General features: G+C 67.5%; 20 protein-coding genes. 11 read left to right on the plus strand and 9 right to left on the minus strand.

Annotated features, from left to right (window positions below):
* Positions 1-5: 5 nt before the first annotated feature.
* Both ACT9TC_RS06230 and ACT9TC_RS06235 read left to right on the plus strand, forming a co-directional pair.
* Positions 6-2,783: an efflux RND transporter permease subunit gene (locus ACT9TC_RS06230; protein WP_458042527.1), complete on the plus strand. Its 2,778-nt coding sequence runs from the start codon at positions 6-8 to the stop codon at positions 2,781-2,783.
* Positions 2,780-4,747 carry a YhgE/Pip domain-containing protein gene (locus ACT9TC_RS06235; protein WP_458042528.1) on the plus strand — a complete coding sequence of 656 codons (1,968 nt, stop codon included), beginning with the start codon at positions 2,780-2,782 and terminating at the stop codon, positions 4,745-4,747. Before ACT9TC_RS06230 ends, ACT9TC_RS06235 begins: the two co-directional genes overlap by 4 nt.
* Before the next feature lie 53 nt (positions 4,748-4,800).
* On the opposite strand, the gene ACT9TC_RS06240 is transcribed toward ACT9TC_RS06235, so the two are convergent.
* From ACT9TC_RS06240 to ACT9TC_RS06250, 3 genes are all read right to left on the minus strand, one after another.
* Positions 4,801-4,998 carry an RNA polymerase sigma factor gene (locus ACT9TC_RS06240; protein WP_458042529.1) on the minus strand — a complete coding sequence of 66 codons (198 nt, stop codon included), beginning with the start codon at positions 4,996-4,998 and terminating at the stop codon, positions 4,801-4,803.
* Positions 4,999-5,100: 102 nt separating this feature from the next.
* Complete coding sequence (locus ACT9TC_RS06245; protein ID WP_458042530.1) at positions 5,101-5,730, minus strand: histidine phosphatase family protein; 630 nt, start codon at positions 5,728-5,730, stop codon at positions 5,101-5,103.
* A 9-nt stretch (positions 5,731-5,739) separates the two neighbouring features.
* The gene (locus ACT9TC_RS06250) at positions 5,740-6,771 is read right to left on the minus strand and encodes a DUF368 domain-containing protein (protein ID WP_458042531.1); all 1,032 of its coding nucleotides are present in this window, start codon (positions 6,769-6,771) and stop codon (positions 5,740-5,742) included.
* A 171-nt stretch (positions 6,772-6,942) separates the two neighbouring features.
* On the opposite strand from ACT9TC_RS06250, the gene ACT9TC_RS06255 reads away from it, so the two are divergent.
* From ACT9TC_RS06255 to ACT9TC_RS06280, 6 genes are all read left to right on the plus strand, one after another.
* Positions 6,943-8,355, plus strand: a complete 1,413-nt coding sequence (locus ACT9TC_RS06255; RefSeq protein ID WP_458042532.1) for a DUF222 domain-containing protein — start codon at positions 6,943-6,945, stop codon at positions 8,353-8,355.
* Positions 8,356-8,381: 26 nt separating this feature from the next.
* Complete coding sequence (gene aspS, locus ACT9TC_RS06260) at positions 8,382-9,722, plus strand: aspartate--tRNA(Asn) ligase (protein ID WP_458042533.1); 1,341 nt, start codon at positions 8,382-8,384, stop codon at positions 9,720-9,722.
* Positions 9,723-10,034: 312 nt separating this feature from the next.
* Complete coding sequence (locus ACT9TC_RS06265; RefSeq protein WP_458042534.1) at positions 10,035-11,180, plus strand: ABC transporter substrate-binding protein; 1,146 nt, start codon at positions 10,035-10,037, stop codon at positions 11,178-11,180.
* Positions 11,177-12,115, plus strand: a complete 939-nt coding sequence (locus ACT9TC_RS06270; protein ID WP_458042535.1) for an ABC transporter permease — start codon at positions 11,177-11,179, stop codon at positions 12,113-12,115. Before ACT9TC_RS06265 ends, ACT9TC_RS06270 begins: the two co-directional genes overlap by 4 nt.
* 8 nt (positions 12,116-12,123) lie before the next feature.
* Positions 12,124-12,924, plus strand: coding sequence for an ABC transporter permease (locus tag ACT9TC_RS06275; RefSeq protein ID WP_458042880.1), 801 nt, complete (start codon positions 12,124-12,126; stop codon positions 12,922-12,924).
* Entirely contained in the window at positions 12,918-14,024 is a 1,107-nt protein-coding gene (locus ACT9TC_RS06280) for an ABC transporter ATP-binding protein (RefSeq protein WP_458042881.1), read from the plus strand. Before ACT9TC_RS06275 ends, ACT9TC_RS06280 begins: the two co-directional genes overlap by 7 nt.
* Before the next feature lie 28 nt (positions 14,025-14,052).
* On the opposite strand, the gene ACT9TC_RS06285 is transcribed toward ACT9TC_RS06280, so the two are convergent.
* From ACT9TC_RS06285 to ACT9TC_RS06305, 5 genes are all read right to left on the minus strand, one after another.
* Positions 14,053-14,361 carry a glutaredoxin family protein gene (locus ACT9TC_RS06285; protein ID WP_458042536.1) on the minus strand — a complete coding sequence of 103 codons (309 nt, stop codon included), beginning with the start codon at positions 14,359-14,361 and terminating at the stop codon, positions 14,053-14,055.
* Between the two features lie 100 nt (positions 14,362-14,461).
* Positions 14,462-14,755, minus strand: coding sequence for a rhodanese-like domain-containing protein (locus ACT9TC_RS06290; protein ID WP_458042537.1), 294 nt, complete (start codon positions 14,753-14,755; stop codon positions 14,462-14,464).
* Between the two features lie 112 nt (positions 14,756-14,867).
* Complete coding sequence (locus ACT9TC_RS06295) at positions 14,868-14,966, minus strand: 30S ribosomal protein bS22 (RefSeq protein ID WP_003792170.1); 99 nt, start codon at positions 14,964-14,966, stop codon at positions 14,868-14,870.
* Positions 14,967-15,066: 100 nt separating this feature from the next.
* Positions 15,067-15,276 (minus strand): helix-turn-helix domain-containing protein, encoded by a 210-nt coding sequence (locus ACT9TC_RS06300; protein ID WP_036297391.1) that lies wholly within the window; start codon positions 15,274-15,276, stop codon positions 15,067-15,069.
* 123 nt (positions 15,277-15,399) lie between these two features.
* Positions 15,400-15,810, minus strand: a complete 411-nt coding sequence (locus ACT9TC_RS06305) for an ArsR/SmtB family transcription factor (protein ID WP_458042538.1) — start codon at positions 15,808-15,810, stop codon at positions 15,400-15,402.
* A gap of 151 nt (positions 15,811-15,961) precedes the next feature.
* On the opposite strand from ACT9TC_RS06305, the gene ACT9TC_RS06310 reads away from it, so the two are divergent.
* Positions 15,962-17,377: a TrkH family potassium uptake protein gene (locus tag ACT9TC_RS06310; protein ID WP_458042539.1), complete on the plus strand. Its 1,416-nt coding sequence runs from the start codon at positions 15,962-15,964 to the stop codon at positions 17,375-17,377.
* The gene (locus ACT9TC_RS06315; protein WP_458042540.1) at positions 17,370-18,041 is read left to right on the plus strand and encodes a potassium channel family protein; all 672 of its coding nucleotides are present in this window, start codon (positions 17,370-17,372) and stop codon (positions 18,039-18,041) included. The genes ACT9TC_RS06310 and ACT9TC_RS06315 overlap by 8 nt, the downstream gene beginning before the upstream one ends.
* Before the next feature lie 44 nt (positions 18,042-18,085).
* Here the strand turns inward: ACT9TC_RS06315 and ACT9TC_RS06320 are convergent, their stop codons facing one another.
* Entirely contained in the window at positions 18,086-18,916 is an 831-nt protein-coding gene (locus ACT9TC_RS06320) for a bacteriorhodopsin-like (protein WP_458042541.1), read from the minus strand.
* Between the two features lie 137 nt (positions 18,917-19,053).
* Between ACT9TC_RS06320 and ACT9TC_RS06325 the strand changes: the two genes are divergently transcribed.
* On the plus strand, positions 19,054-19,539 hold the full coding sequence (locus ACT9TC_RS06325; protein ID WP_458042542.1) for a MarR family winged helix-turn-helix transcriptional regulator: 486 nt from the start codon (positions 19,054-19,056) through the stop codon (positions 19,537-19,539).
* Positions 19,540-19,549: the final 10 nt, after the last annotated feature.

The raw sequence follows: 19,549 nt of genomic DNA on the forward strand, positions 1-19,549 counted from the left end.
GCCCTGTGTCCACCCTGCTCTACTCGCTGGGACGTTGGTCGTACCGTCACGGATGGCGGGTGCTGATCGCGTGGCTTCTGCTGCTCGGGCTCGGCGGCGCGGGCGCCGTGCTGCTCGGCCAGGGCACCGATAACTCGTTCTCGATCCCCGGAACCGAGGCCCAAGAGGGGCTCGAGCAACTCAGCCGAACGTTCCCGCAGGCGAGCGGCACGAGCGCGCAGTTCATCGTCGTCGCCGCCGAGGGCGACCGCGTCGATGAGGCGCCGTACGTCGACGACATCGCGGCAAGCATCAGCACGATCGAAGGCATCGACGGTGTTCTCGCCGTCACCGACCCGTTCGACGAGATGGTGTCGGGACTCGTCACCGACGACGCATCCGCCGCGATCGTGCGCCTGCAGTTCGATGGGCAGGCGACGGATGTCTCGGCCGAGACCCGCGACGAACTCACCAGCATCGTCGACGACCTGCGCGCGGAGCTGCCCGTCGGCTCCGAGGCGGAGCTCGGCGGCGACCTGTTCTCAACCTCCGTCCCGGGCGTGACGATCACCGAGGCCGTCGGCATCCTGATCGCCCTGCTCGTCCTCTTCGTCACCTTCCGTTCGTTCCTCGTCGCCGGGCTGCCCCTGGTCACCGCACTGATCGGCGTCGGGCTGTCGATGACGCTGATCCTGTTCGCGACGGTCTTCACGACGATCTCGTCGACCACCCCCCTGTTGGCCCTGATGCTCGGTCTGGCGGTCGGCATCGACTACGCGCTCTTCATCGTCGCTCGACATCAAGACCAGGTGCGGTCGGGAATCGACCCCGAAGGCTCCGTGGCGCAGGCGACGGGAACCGCCGGATCTGCGGTCGTCTTCGCCGGCATCACGGTGATCATCGCCCTGATCGGGCTCTCGATCGCCAACATCCCCTTCCTCACGACCATGGGCATCGCGGCGGCCCTCTCGGTCGCGATCGCCGTTCTCGTGGCGCTCACCCTCACCCCGGCGCTGCTCGGATTCATGGGGCACCGCGTCCGCGGACGGATGCCCAAGCCCCGCGCCGTTCGCGAGGAGAAGCCTGTCCGCAAGCGCACGGGCTTCGCCGAGCGCTGGGTGAACGGAGTGACCAAGCGTCCGATCGTCACGACCGTCGCGGTCGTCGTGGGTCTCGGGATCATGGCGATTCCGGCGACCCAGCTCGCGCTGGCCCTGCCCAACGCGGGGATGCTGCCCGAGTCATCGCAGGCGCGCAAGAGCTACGACCTGATCGCGGAGGAGTTCGGGCCGGGGTTCAATGGCCCCCTCATCATGACGGGCACGATCGTGACCTCCACGGACCCCCTCGGGCTGATGGAGGACCTCGGCGACGAGATCGCGCAGATCCCGGGCGTTGACACGATCGCGCTGGCGACTCCGAACGAAACAGCCGATACGGGCATCATCCAGATCATTCCTGAGACGGCCCCGGATGATCCGGCCACCTCGCAACTGGTGCGTGACCTGCGCGCCGAGCACGACAGGCTGCTCGACGAGTACGGCGTCGATCTGAAGGTGACCGGCTTCACGGCCATCGCCATCGATATCTCGGACCGTTTGGGCGCCGCGCTCCTGCCGTTTGCGCTGTTCGTCGTCGGCCTGTCGTTCGTCCTGTTGATGATCGTCTTCCGCTCGATCGCCGTGCCGCTGACGGCTGCACTCGGCTATCTGCTGTCGGTCGGGGCGGCGTTCGGCATTGTGGCCGCGGTGTTCGAGTGGGGGTGGTTCGCCGAGTTGTTGCACGTCAACCGCACGGGACCGATCATCAGCTTCATGCCCATCGTGCTGATGGGCGTGCTCTTCGGCTTGGCGATGGACTACCAGGTCTTCCTCGTCACTCGCATGCGCGAAGACTTCGTGCACGCGTCGCGCGAGCGTCGCGGGCGTGGCGACAAGCTCACGGCGATCGGCGCCGTTCGCTCCGGTTTCACCGCGTCGGCGCGGGTCGTGGTCGCGGCTGGCCTGATCATGTTCGCGGTGTTCGCCGCGTTCGTCCCCGAGGGCGATTCCTCCCTCAAGCCCATCGCGCTGGGGCTCGCCTCGGGCATCGCGATCGACGCGTTCCTGGTGCGCATGACCCTCATCCCGGCCGTCATGGCGCTCCTCGCCGAGAAGGCCTGGTGGATCCCCCGGTGGCTCGACCGAATCCTGCCCCACATCGACATCGAGGGCGACGCGGTGCGCCGCGAGATCGAGTACACCGACTGGCCCGAGCCCGAGACGACCGCCGTGGTGGTGGCCGAGGGCCTCGGCGTGGTCGAAGACGAGCGGGTGCTGTTCTCCGACGTGTCGATGCGACTCGAACCCGGCAAGACCCTCGTGATCAGCTCACCCGACACGATCGCCACCCGAAGCCTTCTGCTCACGATCGCGGGCCGCCTCGCCCCCACCGACGGGCTGCTGAAGGTCAGCGGGCACCTGCTGCCCGGCCGCGCGGCCTGGGTGCGCGGCCGCGTGGGCGTGGCCCTGCTCTCCGACGCGGATGACCCCGTCGACGAACTGCGCCGTGCCCTGGCTGGCACGCCCCGCCTCGTTGTGATCGACGGTATCGATGCGATCACCAGTGATAGCGATCGGGATCAGGCATCCGCTCTTCTGCGGGATGCCGCCGACCGCGCCAAGGACGGCGGCCTGGCCCTGGTGGTGTCGGCCCGTCGCGAGCCGATCGCCCTTGCCCTGCTAGCCGAGGCGCGACGACCCGACGTAGCCGGACTGACGTTGACCTACTCCGAGGCTTTGACCCACCCCGAGGTGACCGCATGACTCTCCCCATCGAACGCGCACGTTCGCGCCGCCCCGTCACCTGGCTCACCGTGATCGGTGTGCTTCTGCTGCCCGCCGTGCTCGGCGGAATCCTGGTCACGGCGCTCTACAACCCGACCGAGCGGCTCGACCGCATCACGGCCGCGATCGTGAACGACGACGAGCCCGTCACGGTCAACGATCAGTTGACTCCGCTCGGGCGCCAGCTCTCGGCGGGATTGGTGGATGGCTCGGATGACCTCGACTCCAACCTCACCTGGGTGCTCTCGAACGACGAAGACGCAGCGGACGGGCTCGCGGACGGCACGTACGACGCCGTCGTGACCATTCCGTCCGAGTTCTCGGCCGCGGCGACCTCATCGGGTCAGGCGCTCGCCGACCCGGCCGGGGTGACTCCCGAACGCGCGGTCATCGATGTCGAGACGTCCTCCGACTCGCTCCTCGTCGACGATCTGATCACCGCGCAGGTCACACAGACGGCGGCAACCATCACGGGTCAGCAGATCTCGACCCTCACGCTCGAGAACGTCTTCCTGAGCTTCACGACCCTCTCGGACCAGATCGGTGAGGCCGCGACCGGCGCCGGTCAACTCGCGGATGGCGCGGGCCAGGCCGCCGCGGGCGGTGCCGCGCTGCCGGACGGCGCCGCGCAGCTCGCATCGGGCGCGAGGTCGGCGTCTTCGGGTGCAGGCGAGCTCGCCGGCGGGCTCGACACGATCGCGGGCGGTATCCGCAGCTCGGCATCTGGGGCGTCAGGGCTCGGGGCGGGGATCACGCAGATCACGGACCAGCTCGCGGGAACGCAGCTGATCGAGGGTGCGAACGGCTCATCGCAGCTGGCTGCCGCGATCGACGGACAAAGCGCCGGCACGACGGCGGCACTCACACAGCTCGTCGCTGACTGCGGCACCTCCGGGGCCCCAGGAACATTCTGCACATCGTTGCAAGAGGCCCTCGTCAGCTCGAAAACGACGGATGCCTACGTCGACCGACTCGTGCCCGCAGCCTCGGGAACCGCTGCCGGTGTGACGCAGATCACGGGACCGGCATCGCCCGTCGTGGGCGGGCTCCGCCAGAGCGCGGCGGGTGCAGCATCCCTCTCCTCGGGCCTGACGCAGCTCGCCGATGGCACGACCGCGAGCGCGAACGGTGCGCGCGGCCTGCAGAACGGTCTCGCGCAACTCGCAACGGGTGCCGATCAGCTCGGCACGGGCGCGCAGACCCTCGTCGACGGTGTCGGCGAGCTCGCGGGAGGCGCGACATCACTCGCCGACGGCCTGGATCAGGCCGTCGAGGCCCTGCCGGCCTTCAGCGACAGCGAGGCGACGAGCCTCGCCGAGGTGCTGAGCGATCCCGTCGGCACCGACGGGATCGGGTCGTCCCTGTTCGGGGCATCCGCGATCCCCCTCCTGTCGATGGTTGTGCTGTGGTTCGGCGGATTGGCGACCTTCGTGGCCCTCCGCGCCGCGACCGGACGCGCCCTCGCCTCTCGCCAGTCGTCGGTGCTGCTGACGCTGCGCACATTCCTGCCCGCGGCGCTCCTCGGCGCCGCCCAGGGTCTGCTCGTCGCGGTCGTCGCGCAGTTCGCCGCCTCGTACGACTGGGGCCAGTGGTGGGCGTTCGCCGCCGTGTGCGTGGTCGCCGGTATCTCCTTTGCGGCCGTCAACCAGGCTCTCGTCGCTGTGCTCGGTGGCGTGGGCCGCTGGGTGTCGACACTCGTCGGCGTGCTCGCGCTCGCGACGGGCATCGTCTCGACGGTGCCCGGACCGCTGACGGCGATTGCGGGGCTCTTGCCGACCGCCCCGGCCTACCACGCGATGGTGGGTTCGCTCACGGCGGCCGGTGGCGTCACCGCGGGGGCCGTCGGGCTGATCGCCTGGGGTGCCCTGTCGCTGATCGTGACGATGATCGTCGTGGCGCAGAAGCGTTCGACATCAGCGCGGGCCGTGCTGGCGACGGCCTGACACCGCGGTCGCCCCGCGAGCACAGCGAGACGAAACGACGACGTGCTCGACGATCAGGGATGGTCGAGCACAATAGGCTGCGACTCGAGCGCAAAGCGCAGGGACTCCTTGGCGCGCGCGTACCTACTGCGCGTGGTCGTCGGCGGCTCGTCGAGCATCTGCGCAACCTCGGCGAGGCTGAATCCGTCCCGGTGCACCAACCGCACGACCTCGGCCTGATCGGCCGGCAGTCGATCGATGGCATCCCGCACGTCCGCCCCCTCATCCGGTGCCGGAGCGTCCGCCACCCGTGCATGCCGCCAGCGTCACCGCGAGCGCCAGAGCGGCAACGCCGCCCAGCATCCGTCGCACGTTCAAACCGCGCCCACATCCACGGCACCCGCGGTGTTCGCGGGCTCCGCATAGTCCACCTCGCGCCAGACATCGCCGTGGCGCTCGAAGCTCGTCACGCTCGAGAGCGCGCAGCGCCGCCGCCGCGGATCGTGGCGCAACGGCAATCCCGCAACCGACAGGTGCGTGACCCAGATCGGCAGCTGGTGCGACACGATCGCGACGTCACCACCGTCGCCGGCGTTCCACGCCCCGTCCATCGCCGCGCGCATCCGCTCGACAACGCTCACGTACGGCTCACCCCAACTCGGGATCTCGGGTCGACGCAAATACCGCCAGTTGGCGGGGTTTATGAGCGCCCGCTTCATGCGGCGCCCCTCGAAGACGTTGGTGGGCTCGATCACACGCTCGTCAACGAGCGGTTCGAAGCCGAAGATCTCCGAGAACGGAATCGACGATTCGCGAGCGCGTTGCAGCGGGGAGCATATGAGCGACGCCAGGGGCCGGTCGAGATCCTTGACGTAGCGAGCCGCATCGGCGGCCATCCGGCGGCCGTCGGCACTCAGTCCGAACCCGGGAAGGCGGCCATAGAGCACGCGCATCGGGTTGTGCACCTCGCCATGCCGCACGAGGTGGAGGCGGTCGGCGGGCACCCCTTCAGTCTACGTGGGGCGCTTCTGCACGGTCTCTGTGCGGACCTGATGAGAGGACGCCTCCGCGGTCGTGTTGCCCGCGCTCTGATTCGCGAGCCCGCCCAGCCGACGTTCTACGACGACCAAACCGATCACGAGCGCCGCGCCCAGCACCGCGAGTGCAACGGGCGCGAACACGGGCTCGGTCGGGGCTATCGGCACACCGACGCCGCTGGTCTGGCCGGGAGCCAGTTCCTGCCACGGCCAGAGCGCTCGGAGGGACCCGAGCATGAGCCCCGCCATAGCCAGCAACGTGAAGCGCCGAACGTGGTCGAGCAGCCACTTCATGACGCGGACGATCGTCACCAAACCGAGGAGCGCACCAGCGGCGAAGACGCCGAGGTAGGCGAAATCACGTTCATCCACGGCGATGAGCGTCGGCGAGTACAGACCGATGGCCAGGAGGAAGAACGAGCCCGAAATGCCCGGCACGACGAGCGCACACACCGCGATCGCCGCGGCGATGAACACGACCCACAGCGGCGGGTCGACGGTGATCGTGCCGCTGGCCAGATCGACGAGCAGGTATGCCGTCACGGCCGCCGCGGCGAACGCAAGCAAACCGAGCAGACGAGACACGATCGATCGACTGCGCTTCGGGATCAGTGTGAGAGGCACGACGATGCTCGCCGCGACGAGACCGAAGAAGAGTCCGCGGGATGCCTCGGCGTGCGTTGAGACCAGGGATTCGATCGTGCCCGCCAAGAGCACGACCATGGCGATCATCCCGATCAGGAGGGGAAGGATCAGAGACCACTCGACGCCGCGGATCTTGGCGGTGAACGACCGTTTGCGGTCGGGACCCGTGATGACGACCCTGACCGCCGACGTCAGGTGGGCCGCCGAGTCGATGAGGCGCTCGTAGACGCCCGTGATCAGCGCGACCGTGCCGCCCGAGATGCCGGGCAGCAGCTCGGCGATCCCGATCAGGCCACCACGAACCATATTGATGAGGGAGCGGAGGGTGGCCCGGCGGCGCGAGATCGTCGAGGTCAGCGTCATATATCAAGGGTACGGGTGGGGCGTGTCGCGTTCCTGGGACGACCGCTCGTTGAGCGAGCGAAGCGAGTCGAAACGCGCCCTCCACAGCCCCACTCGAAGATGAGAAGTATTTCATTTCTGACCGGGCGAAAACCCCCGCTCAATGTCGGTGGCCCTCGGCAGAATAGAGGTATGGAAAGCCTCGTCGACACCCTGCGCGAACTGGTCGCGCACGTCGGCGAGGTCGTCGATGCGGTGCACCGCGAGGGGCTGGTGGCCGCGGCATCCGATGCCGATCAGGCCGTCGCGCTGGAGTTGTTGGGCCGGCTCGGACGCCGGGTCGATGGGCTGGCGATCGAGGCCGTTTCGGAGGTCGCGGCGCGGTCCGAGTCGGTGGTGCGGGAGGAGCGGCTGACGTCGCGACTCGGATGCCGCAACGTGAGCGAACTCGTTCAGCGCGCGACGCGCCTCGGCCCCCAGACCGCCGGTCGCTTCGAGCGCGCGGCACGGGCCACGCGGCAGGGACGCTCGGTCTTCTCGGGTGAACTCGAACCCGCCGCTCTTCCCGCGATGCGCGCGGCGCTGCTCGACGGTGAGGTCGGGCTCGACGGTGTTCTCGCGGTGGCCGAGCCGCTCTCGTCTTTGGTGTCCGGGGTCTCGCGTGAGGCGCTGTTGATTGCCGACCAGGTGCTCGCCGCCGAAGCGCGCGGCGAGGGACCCGACGGTGCACCGCCGCTCTGCGCGGATCTGCTCAAGGTGCAGGCGCGGGTGTGGGCGGTCGTGCTCGATCAAGACGGCGCCGAACCCCGCGAACACCAGGCGTTGCTCAAGCGCGCGGTCACTCTCGGCCCCGCGCGCGATGGGCTCGTGCCTATTCAAGGTCGACTGTTGCCCGAGGTCGCGGCGCGGCTGCAGCGCATCTTCGACGCATCCCTCTCGCCGAAGGTCACGCGCGATGGCGTGCGATTCGTCGAAGCGGATGCGTCGGATGTTCCCGCGCCCCTCGATGACCGCCGCCGCCCACAGAAGCAGCACGACGCCTTCGCGGGCGCGCTCGCGGCCGCGGCCGCCAGCGGCGAGCTGCCGACAATCGGCGGCGGCGCCCCGACCCTCGTGGTCTCGGTGCGCGAAGAAGACCTCACGTCGGGTCATGGCTGGGCGCACACCGAGGGCACCGAAGAGCCTCTGTCGCTCACCACCGCCCGGCACATCGGCTGCGCGGGTGTCGTTCAGCGCGTCGCCATGGGCGGCAACGGCCGCATCCTGCGCCTCGGCACGGAAGAGCGCGTGTTCAACCGCTACCAGCGCCGCGCGATCGCCCTTCGTGACGGAGGATGCATCATTCCCGGATGCGGTGTCCCGGCCGGGTGGTGCGAAATCCACCACGTCACGGGCCATGCCGAGGGCGGCGCGACGCACACCGACAACGGCGCACTCCTCTGTTGGTACCACCACAGATTCATCGACCGAAACGGCTGGTCGATCCGCATGAACCGAGGCGTGCCCGAAGTCCGCGCACCCTCCTGGATCGACGCCCGGATGCTGTGGCGCCCCGTCACCCGCTCCCCCACCCGCCTACGCGACCGGGTCGTCCGGCAGACATGAAGAGAGCCCCCGTAGACTGAACCCTCGTGAGTCAACGCGTACTGGTCAACCAGCTTCAGTCCCTGCCCGACGGCGCCGTTTCGGTGTCGGGATGGGTCGAGACGGTGCGCGATCAGAAGAAGGTGCAGTTCGTCATCCTGCGCGATGAGACGGGTGCCGTGCAGCTGGTCAACCCGGCAACGCGTCCCGCCGAGGACGGATCCGAACAGGATGCCGCGGCCCTCGCCCTCACCGAGACGATTTCGGGACTCGCGACCGGCACGTTCCTGACCGTCACCGGCGAACTCAAGCACGACGAGCGCGTCAAGCTCGGCGGCGTCGAGATCAAGCTCGCGACCCTCGACATCGCGGCGGCGGCGAACCCCGAGACCCCGATCGCGGCCGACTCGAGCGTGGACAAGCGCATGGACTGGCGCTTCCTCGACCTGCGCCAGCGCCGCAACAACCTCATCTTCCGCGTGCAGACGACCCTCGAGCACGCGATGCGCACGTACTGGATCGAGCGCGACTACATCGAGATCCACTCTCCCAAACTCATGGCCAGCCCGTCCGAGTCGAACGCCGAACTCTTCTCGCTCGACTACTTCGAAGACAAGACGGCTTACCTCGCGCAGAGCCCGCAGTTCTTCAAGCAGATGGCGCAGTCCGCCGGCTTCGGCAAGATCTTCGAGATCGCCCCCGCGTTCCGCGCGGACCCGAGCTTCACGAGCCGTCACGCAACGGAATTCACCTCGATCGACGCCGAGATCAGCTGGATCGACTCGCACGAAGACGTCGCACGGATGCAGGAGGAGCTGCTGCAGTTCGCCTTCCAGGCCGTGAAAGACAAGCACGGAGCCGAGATCGAAGAGCTCTTCGGCGTGGAGGTTCAGGTTCCGGCCATCCCCTTCCCGCGCGTTCCGCTCGCCGAGGCGCTCGAGATCGTCAAGAGCCGCGGCTACGAAGTCCCGCGAACGGATGGCGACCTTGACCCCGAGGGCGAGCGCCAGATCGCCGCGTGGGCCCAGGACACCTTCGGGCACCAGTTCGTTTTCGTTACCGACTACCACCCGCAGATCCGCGCTTTCTACCACATGCGCGACGAAGAGACCGGGCTGACGAAGTCGTACGATCTGCTCTTCAACGGCGTCGAGATCACGACCGGCGCCCAGCGCGAGCACCGCGTCGACATCCTGATCGAGCAGGCGAAGGAGAAGGGGCTCGACCCCGAGCACCTCGACTTCTACCTCGACTTCTTCCGCTTCGGCGCCCCGCCGCACGGCGGGTTCGGCATGGGTCTCGCGCGCGTGTTGATGCTGCTGCTCGGCGAGTCGTCGATCCGCGAGGTCACGTACCTGTTCCGCGGCCCGACGCGCCTCGCGCCGTAGCCACGCACTCCCCGCACGCTGCGCCGCGCCCGCCCCGCCGAGTGCGCCGGCTCTTGCCGAGCGCGCCCGTTGTGCGCGGGCACTAACTGGCGCGCTCGCGATCAACCGGCGCACTCGCGACCAACCAGCGCACTCGCGCGAGAGGGGCGCCCGCCAGCACGCCACGCCCGGCGGGAGAGCGCGTCACCCACCCCTCACCTCCCGTTCACCTGAGACCGCTCTCGCGGCTACCGGCGATCCCTAGGGTTCCTCCGTCACCCCGATTCGGCGCCCTACCCGAGCGCCCGGGAACACCGAGAGGAACACACACGCATGTCATCAATCTCACTGCGGCGTATGCGCCGCGTGCTGATCGCGGGAACCGCGGCCCTCAGCGCCGCCCTGCTGCTGTCGTCCTGCGCCAGCGGCGCCGGATCTGACACCGAGTCCGCCAGCGACGTCGACGCGGCCACGGCGACCAGCCTGGCTGACTTCGGCACGATGGAAGAGCTCGAGGCAGCTGCCATCGCCGAAGGCCAGCTCAACGTCATCGCCCTTCCCCGCGACTGGGCGAACTACGGCGAGGTCCTCGACCTGTTCGCCGAGAAGTACCCCGAGATCACGATCAACGAACAGTCGCCGGATTTCTCGAGCGCTGAAGAGATCACGGCCGCCGAGACGAACGCGGGCCTCGACACCGCCCCCGACGTGTTCGACCTGGGCCTGACCGTCGCCCTGCAGAACACCGACCAGTTCGCGCCCTACAAGGTCGAGACCTGGGACGACATTCCCGACGCCCTCAAGGAGTCGACAGGGCTGTTCGTCGGCGACTACGGCGGGTACATGTCGGTCGGCTACGACTCGTCGAAGTTCGACGCGCCGGAGCAGATCAGCGACCTGCTCGACCCGGCCTACAAGGGTTCGGTCGCCATCAACGGCGACCCGACGCAGGCGGGCGCGGCCTTCGCCGCCGTGGGACTCGCGACGGTACAGAACGACGGCTCGCTGGATGACTTCCAGCCGGGCATCGACTTCTTCTCCGAGCTCAACGCCGCCGGCAACATGCTGAAGCTGGATGTCACCACCGCCACGATCGCGAACGGCGAGACCCCGGTCGTCTTCGACTGGGACTACCTCAACGCCAGCCACAAGGCCGACAACCCGGCCTGGGAGGTCGTGATCTTCCCCGGAATGGGCTACGCCGGCTACTACAACCAGGCCATCAACATCGATGCCCCGAACCCCGCCGCGGCTCGCCTGTGGCAGGAATTCCTCTACAGCGACGAGGTGCAGAACCTGTGGCTGAAGGGTGGCGCTCGCCCGGTGCGCATGGAGGCCATGATCGAGGCCGGCACGATCGACCAGGATCTCGCCGACGCCCTGCCGGAGGCCCCGGCCGACACGGTCGTCCCGACCGAAGAGCAGAGCGCGACCGCCGGCACCCTGCTCGGCGAGAAGTGGGCAGCTGCGGTCCAGTGACCTCACTCGAATCCACGCTCGCCCCGGTCGCGGGGCACGCGGAGTCCGCCGTCGGGTCGGAGCCTGTTGCTCCGGCCCGGCGGCGGGGCGCCCCGGGCCGGTGGGCCTGGCTCGGTCTGACGCCGTTCGCGGTCTACGTCCTGATCTTTCTGGCACTGCCCACGGTGCTCGCCATCGGTTCGGGCCTGTTCGATTCCGACGGCGCTTTCACGGTCGGCAACCTCGCCGCACTCGCCGACCCCGTCATCCTGCAGACGTTCTGGAACTCGACCTGGCTGTCGGCTCTCACCGCCGTCATCGGCGCCGTGCTGGGTGCGCTCGTTTGCTATGCCCTGCTGGGCCTGCAAGACACGAGTCGCGTCCGCACGACGGTGGATGCCGCATCCGGCGTCCTCGCGCAGTTCGGTGGTGTCATGCTGGCGTTCGCCTTCATCGCCACGATCGGCACGCAGGGCGTCATCACCCAGTTCGTGCTCGGCACGACGGGCATCAATCTCGCCGACGGTGGATGGCTGTACGCGCTCCCCGGCCTCATCCTCCCCTACGTCTACTTCCAGGTGCCGCTCATGGTCATCACCTTCATGCCGGCCCTCGCGGCGCTCAAGCCGCAATGGGCCGAGGCGAACCTCACCCTTGGCGGCACGCGCGTGAGCTTCTGGACGACGATCGGCATCCCCGTGCTCGCCCCGTCGTTCCTCGCGAGTCTGCTGCTGCTCTTCGCCAATGCCTTCTCGTCTTACGCCACGGCCGCAGCCCTGGCCAGCCAGGGCTCACAGATCGTGCCCCTCGGAATCCGTACGGCGCTCACGAGCGAGACCGTGCTCGGTCGCGAGAACCTCGCCGGTGCGCTCGCGCTCGGCATGATCGTGATCGTCAGCATCGTGATGTGGGCCTACTCCGTGGTTCAATCGCGGGCGGCGCGGTGGCAGTCATGAGCGGCACCATGAACGGGATCGCCCCCTCGCGCGTGACGCGCTGGATCATCGGGATCGTCGTCGGCGTGACGTTCGCGATCCCCCTCGTGTCGACGTTCCTGTACACGCTCCGCGACAACGCGACGGGCGGCCTGTCACTGACGAACTGGCTCGCGCTGTTCGACCCCGCGAATGCCCGCATGTACGCGCCGATCTGGACGGGCCTCGGCAACTCGCTGATCCTCGCGGTCGTCACGGTGCTCATCGTCCTGTTCTTGCTGGCCCCGACGATGATCCTGGTGTCGTTGCGCTACCCGCGCCTGCGTTCCGCGTTCGAATTCGGGGTGCTGCTGCCCATCTCGATCCCCGCGATCGTTCTCGTCGTGGGTTTGACCCCGATCTACTTGCAGATCGGGCGCACCCTCGGCACCGGCGCCTGGACCCTCGCCTTCGCCTACGGCATCACCGTGCTGCCGTTCGCGTACCGCTCGATCCAGGCCTCGATCGACGCCGTCGACATGAAAACGCTCGCCGAGGCGGCGCGCACGCTCGGCGCCTCGTGGCCGACGATCGTGCTGCGCGTGCTCGCGCCGAACCTGCGTCAGGGGCTGCTCGCCGCATCCCTCATCTCGGTCGCCGTTGTACTCGGCGAATTCACCATCGCCTCGCTGCTGAACCGACAGGTGCTGCAGACCGCGCTCCTCGTCGTCAACAAGATCGATGCGTACGCTGCCTCGATCTTCACCCTCCTGGCGCTGCTGTTCGCCTTCCTCCTCTTGCTCCTCATCGGCCGCGCGGGCAGAGCCCGCACGGGAAGGACCTCATCGTGACCGACACCGCCCCCCGTTCCCTGCCCCGCACATCCGACAACCAACTGCTCGCCGACGCCGGTGAGGGTACCCGCGTCGAGTTCCGCGGCGTCGTGAAGGACTACGGATCGACCCGCGTGCTGCACGGTGTCGACCTCGACATCGCGCCGGGCGAGTTCGTGTCGCTGCTCGGCCCATCGGGCTGCGGCAAGACGACGGCGCTCCGTGTTCTCGCGGGTCTCGAGCACGCGAACGACGGGTCCGTTCTGCTGGGCGGACAGGATGTCTCGGGCATCCCGACCAACAAGCGCGATATCGGCATGGTGTTCCAGGCGTACTCGCTGTTTCCGCACCTGCGTATTCGCGAGAACGTCGCCTTCGGTCTTCGTCGCCGCGGCGTCGCCCGCACCGCAGCAGAGGCGCGCGCGATGGATGCCCTCGACCTCGTCGGGCTCGGGCACCTCGGCGATCGTTACACGCACCAGCTCTCGGGCGGTCAGCAGCAGCGCGTGGCGCTAGCCCGGGCCCTCGTCACCGAGCCCCGCGTGCTGCTCCTCGACGAACCCCTGTCGGCGCTCGACGCGAAGGTTCGCGTGCAGCTGCGAGACGAGATCCGTCGCATCCAGCTGCGTCTCGGCACGACGACCGTATTCGTCACGCACGACCAGGAAGAGGCCCTCGCGGTTTCGGACCGGATCGCGGTCATGAACGCCGGACGGATCGAACAGGTCGGCACACCCGAAGACCTCTACCTGCGCCCCACCACCCCCTACGTCGCGGCCTTCGTCGGGCTCTCGAGCACCGTACGCGGAACCGTGACCGGCGATCTCGTAGAAGTGTGGGGCCAGCGTCTACCCGTGCAGGGATCCGTCGCAAACGGCGCTGTCGACGTGTTCCTGCGGCCCGAGAACGTACGACTCGCGGTCTCTGGCGACGCGGGCGCGTACGGCAACGTGCAGGAGAGCACGTTCCTCGGGAGTTTCCGTCGCACCCTGGTGCGGACGTCCGACGGTGAGCTCGTCCGTGTCCAGCACTCGGCAGCCGACCGTCTGTCGTACGACGACGCCGTGCGCCTGACGGTCGCACCCGAGTCTGTCGTGGTGCGGCCGGTGGCCGACTGAGCGCTCGAGGGCTAGAGCGCTTAGAGCGCTAGAGGGCTACTTCCTCGGCATTCGCACGGGCGCCGGCGACTCTTTTGTCGTCGGCGTCCAGCAGAGCTTCGCGCAGGCGATCCGGCGCGACTCGCCAGTGCGCGTGCAACTCTCCGTCGATGAGCACCACGGGGATCTTCTCCCACCACTTCGCATACAGATCGGGATCGTCCGAAATGGATGTCTCGATCACCTCGATGCGGGATGCGACACGCTCGGGAAGATCGGCGAGAACGCGCTCCACGACCCCTTCTGCGACATCGCAGAGGTGGCAGTCGGGTTTGCCGATCACGGTGATTGTGGGCACGAAATCATCCTAAGCACGGATTCCCGCGCCTCGGCACCGCTGTGGATAGCGTCGGATCAGCTTTTGATCAGGTCTCGCTCAACCCTCGGCCACTGCTCGATCACTTCTCGGTCGGGTACCCCGCCGCGATCCATTCGCCGGTGCCGCCTTCGACGTTCGTCGCCTCGTAACCGCGCGCCTCGAGCGCCTCGACGACGCGTGCCGAACGGCCGCCGGCCTGGCAGATGACGTCGAACGGCTCTGCCGGTAGCTGGTCGAGCAGATCACCGAGCTTCGACATGGGAAGGTTCACGGCACCGGGAACGTGCCCGCCGGCGAACTCGTCTTCCTCGCGCACGTCGATCAGCGGGACATCGCCCCGCTCGTGCAGCTGCTGAACGGTTATCGACTTCATGAACGGGGCCCCTCGCCTCGAGATGAACGGATGACTGCTGCCGAGCACAAACACGAAGCGCCCGTCCAGGGGACAGGCGCTCGGCGTGTGGGAACCGGAGTTCCCGAGCCGCTTACTTCTTGTTGCGGCGCTGGTGGCGAGTCTTACGAAGCAGCTTGCGGTGCTTCTTCTTCGCCATGCGCTTGCGGCGCTTCTTGATGACAGAACCCACGGAAGGACCTCACTATGTCAGGGGTGGGCGCCGTCCGCGATGCGTGCGGAGGGCCCGGGAAACAGGCTCTGCGAACAGAGCCTTCGAAACAGCCTACCAGTCAGCCGGCGTCGGCGATGGGCCGGCCGAATTCGAGCGGACGGCTGAGGGCCTCCGTCACGGCCTGCTCGGGAACCCGATACGAGCGGCCGAAGCGGACGGCGGGAAGCTCACCCGCGTGAACGAGACGATAGACCGTCATCTTCGAGACGCGCATGATCTCGGCAACCTCGGCAACGGTCAAGAACCGCATGTCCGGCAATTCGGCCATGTGACCGCCCCACTCTCTCCCCAAACGCGAACGCTCAGCACACTCTAGGGGTGCGAGAGGCGCGTGTAAACCCGTGTGACTCGTGGGACGGGTGGGCACCGTGCTGCGTGCGCCACGCGTGTGTCAGGTGCGGCGGCGGAACGCGGACGTCACGGCGTGCTTGGCAGACGCAGCGGCGCGACCCACGAACTCGGCCGCATGTGCGGCGGGCTCGGGCAACGCGGTCGAGCCGATCCGGATGATCGTCTCGCCGTCCGCCTCGTCGATGAAGAAAGGCACGAGCCAGTCGTCGACCGTCTCGAGGGGGGTGCTCTGCAGGCTGTAGTAGCGGTGCTGGCCCTCCTCGCGAACCGTCACGAGGTCCGCTTCGCGCAGCACCTTCAGATGCTTGGACACGGTCGGCTGACTCACGCCGAGCTCGTGGACGATCTGCGACACGCTCGTGCCACCGTCCTCCGAAGAAGAACGAGAGAGCAGAATCTGCAGGATCTCCCGCCGTGTGCCGTCCGCGATCACGTCGAAGATGTCCGCCATCCCCATAGGTTAGCCGCGCGAAGGCCCGAGTACCATGATGGAGGTTCTGCGCGAAGGGGGCGGCTGCATGGCGAGGATGCGGCCATTGTCGAGCAAACGGTCGAGCCGACAGTCGAGCGGGCAGTCGAGCCGGCAGCTGAGCGCGTCAGCCATGAGGCCGTCGGGACGACAGGCGCTCGCCTCGATCGGGCAGTTGCTGCGGGATTTCACGACCTCGTCGCCCGCACGTTTCGCGATTCTCGTCTTCGCATCGCTCATCCTGATCTTCACCGCTCTTTTGTCGCTTCCCGCGGCGTCCGCGAGCGGTCGACAGGCACCCCTTGTTGATGCCCTGTTCACCGCCGTTTCGACGATCTGCGTGACCGGGCTGACGGTCGTGGACATTGCCACGTACTGGTCTCCGATCGGCAAGGCGATCATCTTCCTCGGGGTCAACATCGGCGGGATGGGCGTGCTCACGCTCGCCTCGCTTCTCGGCCTCATCATCTCCAAGCGCCTGGGGCTCCGCGCCAAGCTGATCGCGGCGAGCGACACCAACCCGATGCGCGCACACGGTGGTCCCGTGAACGAGGGTCAGACGGTCCGACTCGGCGAGGTCGGGCAGCTGCTCATCACGGTCGCGATCTCGACGCTCGTCATCGAGGCCGTGATCGCCGCGCTGCTCTACCCCGCGCTACTACTCGCGAACGTCGCTCCCCTCGACGCGCTGTGGGAGGCGCCGTTCTACGCCGCGATGGCCTTCACGAACACGGGCTTCACCCCGAACCCCGGCGGCCTGACGCCGTTCGCCGACGACTACCTCGTGCTCACGATCCTGATGATGGGCGTCTTCCTCGGCAGCATCGGATTCCCGGTCATCTACGCGCTGTCGAAGCACCTCTGGCACGTCAAGAAGTGGTCCCTCCACGTCAAGCTGACGCTCATCACCACGATGCTGCTGTTCGTCGCGGGCGCGCTGGTCTTCCTCGGTCTCGAGTACAACAACGCCCGGACGTTCGGATCGATGGACGCCGGCGATACCGTCTTCCAGGCCTTCTTCCTCTCGGCGATGACACGCTCCGGCGGTTTCTCGGTCGTAGACATCGGCGAGCTCAACGGGTCGTCGCTCGTCGTGGGATCCATGCTGATGTTCGTCGGCGGCGGATCCGCATCGACGGCCGGCGGCATCAAGGTCACGACGCTCGCGGTGCTGGCCCTGGCCGTCTGGTCCGAGGCCAAAGGGCGCGTCTCGGTCGAGGCCTTCGGTCGTCGCATCCCCAGCGATGTCCAGCGAGTGGCCCTGTCGGTCGTCGCCTGGGGCGCCACGATCGTGGCGATCTCGACCATCACGATCGCGCAGATGACGAAGGCCCCGATCGCCGAAGTGCTCTTCGACGTCATCTCGGGCTTCGCCACCGTCGGCCTGTCGACGGGCTTGACGTCGGAACTTCCTGACCCCGCGGCCTATGTCATGGCCCTCACCATCTTCATGGGCCGCATTGGTACAGTGACTCTCGCCGCGGCCGTGGCCGCGACATCCCGTTCGCAGCTCTATTCGTTGCCCGTGGAAAGGCCCATCGTTGGTTGAGCAGATCCGCGGCGACGCGCCCGTCCTGGTCATCGGCCTCGGCCGATTCGGAGCCGCCTGCGCGGGCGAGCTCGACCGACTCGACCGCGAGGTGCTTGCGATCGACGAGAGCCTCGATCTGGTGCAGAAATGGTCCGAGAGGGTCACGCACACTGTCCAGGCCGATGCCCGCAACATCGATGCGCTCACGCAGATCGGCGCGGCCGACTTCCAGGTCGCGGTCGTGGCGGTCGGCTCGAGCATCGAGGCATCCGTCCTCATCACCGCGAACCTCGTCGACCTCAAGGTGCCCCAGATCTGGGCGAAGGCGGTCTCGCAGTCGCACGGCAAGATCCTGGCCCGCGTCGGCGCCAACCACGTCATCTACCCCGAGCGTGAGGCGGGCGAGCGTGTCGCCCACCTGGTGAGCGGACGGATGCTCGACTTCATCCGCTTCGACGACGATTTCGTGCTCGCCAAGATGTACCCGCCTCGGTTCATCCGCGGGGTCGGGCTCAGCCAGTCGGGTGTGCGGACGAAGTACAACGTGACCGTCGTGGGCGTCAAGAGCCCCGGCAAGCCGTTCCGCTACGCCGAGGCCGACACGGTCGTGACGAACCACGACCTGATCATCGTCTCGGGCACCAACAGCGACATCGAGCGTTTCGCGTCACTCGACCGCTGAGGCCGATGGGGCACCGCAGACGCGTCCACGGCACCCCATCGCTGTCAGGCAGCCAGGGCCGTGTCCCTCTGCGGACCCTCGTCGGAGTGCGGGCGCTCCACCGCGGCGAACGCCGGATCTTCGAGCAGCGACTTCGTGCGCGCGATCTGGTAGATGATGATCGCGTAGACGGCCTTCGCGACGATGTCTGCGATCGAATAGCCGACCTGCTTCCAGACCCAGCCATCCGCCCCGAGGTCGAGCGACGGCAGCAGGTACGCGATCGGGTAGACGCCCCAGCTCAGCACCAGCAGGTACCGCAGGCGGCTGATCTTGCCACGAACAGCCTCGGGCTGGTTGGCGAGCGAACGGGATAGCTGCACGAACAGGATGTACAGGATGTAGAGGAACGGCAGGGTGGACAGGATTCCGAAAACCGTCCGCACACCCAGGTCGTCGCTGATCTCGCCGGGGTACCCGAGCACAATCATCAGGATGGATGCGGGAACCAGCTGCAGCAGCAGACGGTTCTGCAACTGACGCGCGAGAGCCAGCACGGCGATCAGTTCCACCAGCAGGAGCGGGACGGTCAGCAGCCAGTCCACGTACCGGTAGCCCTCGTTGAAGGCAGCACCGGCCGTGGTGGTGTAATCGCCGAGCCCGCCGGCGGCTTCCGTCGTGAAGGCGGCATTGAACGAATCGAAGATACGGAAATAGTGGTACGCCGCGATGCCACACACCACGAGCGCGATGGTCAGGGCGGTTCGATATCTCGGCAGGACTCTCGGGAGGGAGATCAGCAGGAATATCGCCGTGAACAACTGCGCGGCGATCACCAACGAAAGTGCGTTGTAAACCGTCGAGAACTGCGCGGCGGTGAGGAGGTCGGGTATCACGTGGGACTCCTTCGTCGGGGGAGTTCCGAGCGGAACCCCGTTACCACAGCAACTATACAAGTTACTAACTTAGTTAGTCGCTATTACAGCTCCTGATCGAAGACGCGGATACACTGAACGATTCAGGAGGAGACCACATGACGGAGCAGATCGGGCGTTCACACCGCCTCGACGCGTTCCCGACGGCTGCTGTTCGCTTCTCACGCGCCCTCGACCGCAATCGCGAGCGCATCGCCGAAGAGGAGGGGCTCTCGGCGAGCGAACTGCGTGCGCTGTTCTACGTCGCCGAGCACATCCGCGTCACTCCGAAGCAGCTCGCCTCGCACATGCATGTCACAACCGGGGCGATCACCTTCATCACCCGGCGACTCGTGGACATCGACATGTTGGCCCGCACCGAGCACCCGGGCGATCGTCGGAGCGTATTCGTCGAGCTGACCCCGCTGGCGCACGCCACAATGGAACGGATTCACGCGGATTTCGCCGAGATGGTGCGCGGGGCGACTGCCCATCTCAGCAAAGGAGAGCTGGATCAGTTCACCCACTCACTCGACTCGGTCGCCACAGCGATAGCCGAGCACACCGGCAAGATCAGCGCCGCCAAGAGCGCGGCCGCTCTCTGACCGGCGCTCG

Source organism: Microbacterium sp. HM-570, from assembly GCF_054165885.1.

Excerpts from the sequence above, each read along its gene's own strand:
- ACT9TC_RS06235 (WP_458042528.1), top strand. The coding sequence starts at position 2,780 with ATGACTCTCCCCATCGAACGCGCACGTTCGCGCCGCCCCGTCACCTGG.
- ACT9TC_RS06250 (WP_458042531.1), bottom strand. The coding sequence starts at position 6,771 with ATGACGCTGACCTCGACGATCTCGCGCCGCCGGGCCACCCTCCGCTCC.
- ACT9TC_RS06255 (WP_458042532.1), top strand. The coding sequence starts at position 6,943 with ATGGAAAGCCTCGTCGACACCCTGCGCGAACTGGTCGCGCACGTCGGC.
- ACT9TC_RS06265 (WP_458042534.1), top strand. The coding sequence starts at position 10,035 with ATGTCATCAATCTCACTGCGGCGTATGCGCCGCGTGCTGATCGCGGGA.
- ACT9TC_RS06275 (WP_458042880.1), top strand. The coding sequence starts at position 12,124 with ATGAACGGGATCGCCCCCTCGCGCGTGACGCGCTGGATCATCGGGATC.
- ACT9TC_RS06290 (WP_458042537.1), bottom strand. The coding sequence starts at position 14,755 with ATGAAGTCGATAACCGTTCAGCAGCTGCACGAGCGGGGCGATGTCCCG.
- ACT9TC_RS06300 (WP_036297391.1), bottom strand. The coding sequence starts at position 15,276 with ATGGCCGAATTGCCGGACATGCGGTTCTTGACCGTTGCCGAGGTTGCC.
- ACT9TC_RS06305 (WP_458042538.1), bottom strand. The coding sequence starts at position 15,810 with ATGGCGGACATCTTCGACGTGATCGCGGACGGCACACGGCGGGAGATC.
- ACT9TC_RS06310 (WP_458042539.1), top strand. The coding sequence starts at position 15,962 with ATGAGGCCGTCGGGACGACAGGCGCTCGCCTCGATCGGGCAGTTGCTG.
- ACT9TC_RS06325 (WP_458042542.1), top strand. The coding sequence starts at position 19,054 with ATGACGGAGCAGATCGGGCGTTCACACCGCCTCGACGCGTTCCCGACG.